Source organism: Streptomyces sp. NPDC058231 (assembly GCF_042882275.1).
Lineage (GTDB): Bacteria > Actinomycetota > Actinomycetes > Streptomycetales > Streptomycetaceae > Streptomyces.
Window position 1 is genome coordinate 1 of sequence record NZ_JBHVWN010000153.1, and the last position, 3,079, is coordinate 3,079.

General features: G+C 66.7%; 3 protein-coding genes. 1 reads left to right on the forward strand and 2 read right to left on the reverse strand.

The genetic code is table 11. The features are described 5' to 3' along the window. Positions 1–15: 15 nt before the first annotated feature. Together ACFVXE_RS38855 and ACFVXE_RS38860 are read right to left on the reverse strand one after the other, a co-directional pair. A complete protein-coding gene (locus ACFVXE_RS38855; protein ID WP_389678490.1) occupies positions 16–1,641 on the reverse strand; it encodes an ISAzo13 family transposase in 1,626 nt (541 codons plus the stop codon). Positions 1,642–1,762: 121 nt separating this feature from the next. Continuing rightward, positions 1,763–2,530 carry a transposase gene (locus tag ACFVXE_RS38860; protein WP_389678492.1) on the reverse strand — a complete coding sequence of 256 codons (768 nt, stop codon included), beginning with the start codon at positions 2,528–2,530 and terminating at the stop codon, positions 1,763–1,765. A gap of 46 nt (positions 2,531–2,576) precedes the next feature. Between ACFVXE_RS38860 and ACFVXE_RS38865 the strand changes: the two genes are divergently transcribed. Then, entirely contained in the window at positions 2,577–2,897 is a 321-nt protein-coding gene (locus tag ACFVXE_RS38865; protein WP_389678493.1) for a DUF6221 family protein, read from the forward strand. Positions 2,898–3,079: the final 182 nt, after the last annotated feature.

Genomic DNA, 3,079 nt, shown 5'->3' on the forward strand with positions numbered 1-3,079 from the left:
AGGGATTGCAGATCATCAACACGTTGTTTTGATCTTGTTGTTCTCGCCGGTCTGTGCCTGGACCCGGTCCTGAAGGGCGGCGAGGGCCGTGGGTGGGGTTGTCGCGGGTGGGATGGTGATGCCGTGTGCTTCGAGCAGTCGCCGGTTCTTCAGGAGGGTGCGGTGCATCGCGGTGCGGCTGGTGCCGAACAGCACGGCGAGGGGTTCCGCGGCCAGGGCGGCCCGTAGGTGGAGCACGGTGGCCAGGACCTGGTCGGCGAAGGCCAGTCGAGGCGGCCGACCGCGCCGGATATCCCCGTCCGGGGCCAGGGTCTCGGTGAGGTCGTTCAGTTGCTGGCGGGTCATCCCGGTCAGTGCTGGATCGGAGAGCAAGGCCTGGTCCCACTCCGGATCCGGCGTCTGCGGGGTCCGGGCCACCGGGATTACGGGTGATGGGTGGGGGTGCAGTGCATAGTTCCAGGCGCCCTGGAACGCGTGCCGGGTCAGCGGCAGGGCGGCCATCTCCGCGTCTTTGATGCGGACTCCGGTCGGGTAGGTGTTGGTGTCGAGTTCGGCTCTCACACGCAGTCCGGTGCGGGTGGTGGTCGCGGCGATCGACTGCACGATGACTTCGTGGCTGGTCAGCGGGCGGCCGCTCCAGTTCATGGTGATGTGCGAGAAGAGCCGGTGCTCGATCTTGTTCCACTTCGATGTGCCTGGTGGTAGGTGACACACGGTGATCGTCAGCCCGGTTTCAGCTGCGAGTTGGGCCAGCTCGAGCTTCCAGGACCGGGTGCGGTAGCCGTTGGATCCGCCGGCGTCGGCGGTGATCAGCAGCCGTGTCGCCCGCGGGTAGGCAGCCTGGCCCTGGCCGTGCCACCAGCGGCGGATCGATTCCACTGCGAACGCGGCGGTGTCGTGATCGGTGCCGACGTTGACCCAGCCGGTGTTCGCGGTCAGATCGTAGATCCCGTAGGGGACGGCTTTGCCCAGCTGCGGGTCGGCGAAGTCGTGGACGCTGACCAGGACAGGCTCGCCGGCGGGACGCCACTGGCGGCCGCTGTTCTTGAAGTCGCCGACGAGCTCCTTCTTCTTGGTGTCCACGCTGATGACCGGCTGGCCGGCGTCCCGGTGGTTGCGGGCCTGCTCGTTGAGGTAGCGGAACTGGGCGTCCCGGTCCGGATGCTGACTGCCCTCGAGCGTCTTCGCGTTGGCCTGAAGACTGAAGCCTTCCTCCCGCAGCAGGTCGCCCACGGTGTCGGCGCTGATCCGGTGCCCGGCCCGGGCCAGCTCCGCCGCGAGCGTACGGGTCGATTTCATCGTCCAACGCAGCGGCGACATCGGGTCGCCTCTCTCGTCGGGCTCGACCAGCGCCAGTAGTGCCGGCCGCAGCCCCGGATCCAGATCGGCGACCCGTTTGCGTCCTCCGCCGGGACGCCGGACCCGCCCCAACGGCTCCTCTCCGGATTCCAGCTCGAACACGCCATTGCGGACCGTCGTCTCGCTGACCTGGGCCGCCCGAGCGACAGCGCGGATGCCACCATGCCCCAGCAGCCGGGCCTCGGTTCCCATCAGCAGCCGTCGCTGCCGCTCGTCCAGATGTGGGAACAACACCGCGAACTTCGCGGAGAGTTGGTCACGGGTCTCGTCCGGGATGCGCATACCAGACCAACGAGCCCCAGGTCGGGAAGCAACACCTTGATGATCTGCAATCCCTAAGCCCTGTCCCGTAAATGATCTCTGAGCGGTGTGGACGTGGTCGGTGACCAGTCCGACTGGGCGCCTATCCGACAAGGTTGAGGTTGTGCATCCGAGCGATGCCGAGCATGGCGTGGTGGACGCCATCGCCTTTGAGGCGGCAGTCGCGGAGGATCTTCCAGGTCTTCATGCGGGCGAAGACGTGCTCGACGCGGGCGCGGACCTGCTTGTGGGACTTGTTGTGGGCCTGCTTCCAGACGGGCAGCTCCTCGCCCTTCCGACGTCGGTGAGGCATTACGAGCCCGGTGCCCTGATAGCCGCCGTCGGCGATCGTCATGGTCTTGCCGACGGCGGCCTTCGCGCCGGACTCATCCCATGCTTTGCAGTCGTTGCGGTTCCCGGGCAAGGGCTTGCCGACCACGACGACAAGCCGGGTATCGGCGTCGATGACGACCTGGTGGTTCGTGGAGTACCTGTAGTTCTTGGACTGCTCGGCGATGGTGTGGTCGCGGGTGGGCACCAGGGTGCCGTCCACAATCAGCACGGTGTCCTTCGCGAACCGTTTCCGGGGCTGGAGGGCGAGCATCGGCCCGAGGTGATCGATGATCCGGTCCGCCGCCGACTTGGAAACCCCGAACAGCGGGGCCAACTGGCGCATGGTCAGGTTCGTGCGCCAGTAAGCCGCGACCAGCAGAGCCCGGTCCTCCAGCGGCAGACCCCACGGCCGGCCCCTGCGGACCGCGTCCGCGCCCTCACGCCGCAGAACCGTCACCAACTTCCCGAACAGACGGGGGCTCAGCCCGGTGAACGGGGCTATCCAGGACGACTCCGACGCCGTGATCACACCAGACACCACAAGATCGTTTCATGGTGCCCAGCACAACGTCGAGAATGCTCCTATGACTGAAGAACTAGTGAGGTTCATCGAGGCGCGGCTGGATGAGGAGGCCGCCTTGGCCCGGCGCTGCGACGGTGACGACGGATGCGGGACGTGGACTGCCCACGGACACACGGTTGACTTCTGCCAGGCCGACCTCTCCGGCTTCCACCCCACGATTGCTCTACACGTGGCTCTGCACGACCCTGCCCGCGTCCTGCGCGAGATCAAGGCCAAGCGGCGCATCCTGGCCCGTCACGCCCGCGACCCCTGGCCGTGCCACGACCTGCGTGACCTTGCTTCGCCCTACACCGACCATCCTGACTTCCCCGCACGGGCCTGAAGCGACACAGCACACGAACAGAGGCCCCAGCAAGGCCGCGCGCTCGACCGAGCGCCGTCCTCTGGAGATCATTTACGGGACAGGTCTTAGGGCTTGCAGAGAAACAACCCGTCTGTTCCGTGATGATCCGTCATCATCGTGCTATGGGAGTTGTGGAGGGGGCTGTGGCGTCGTTGGCCGCG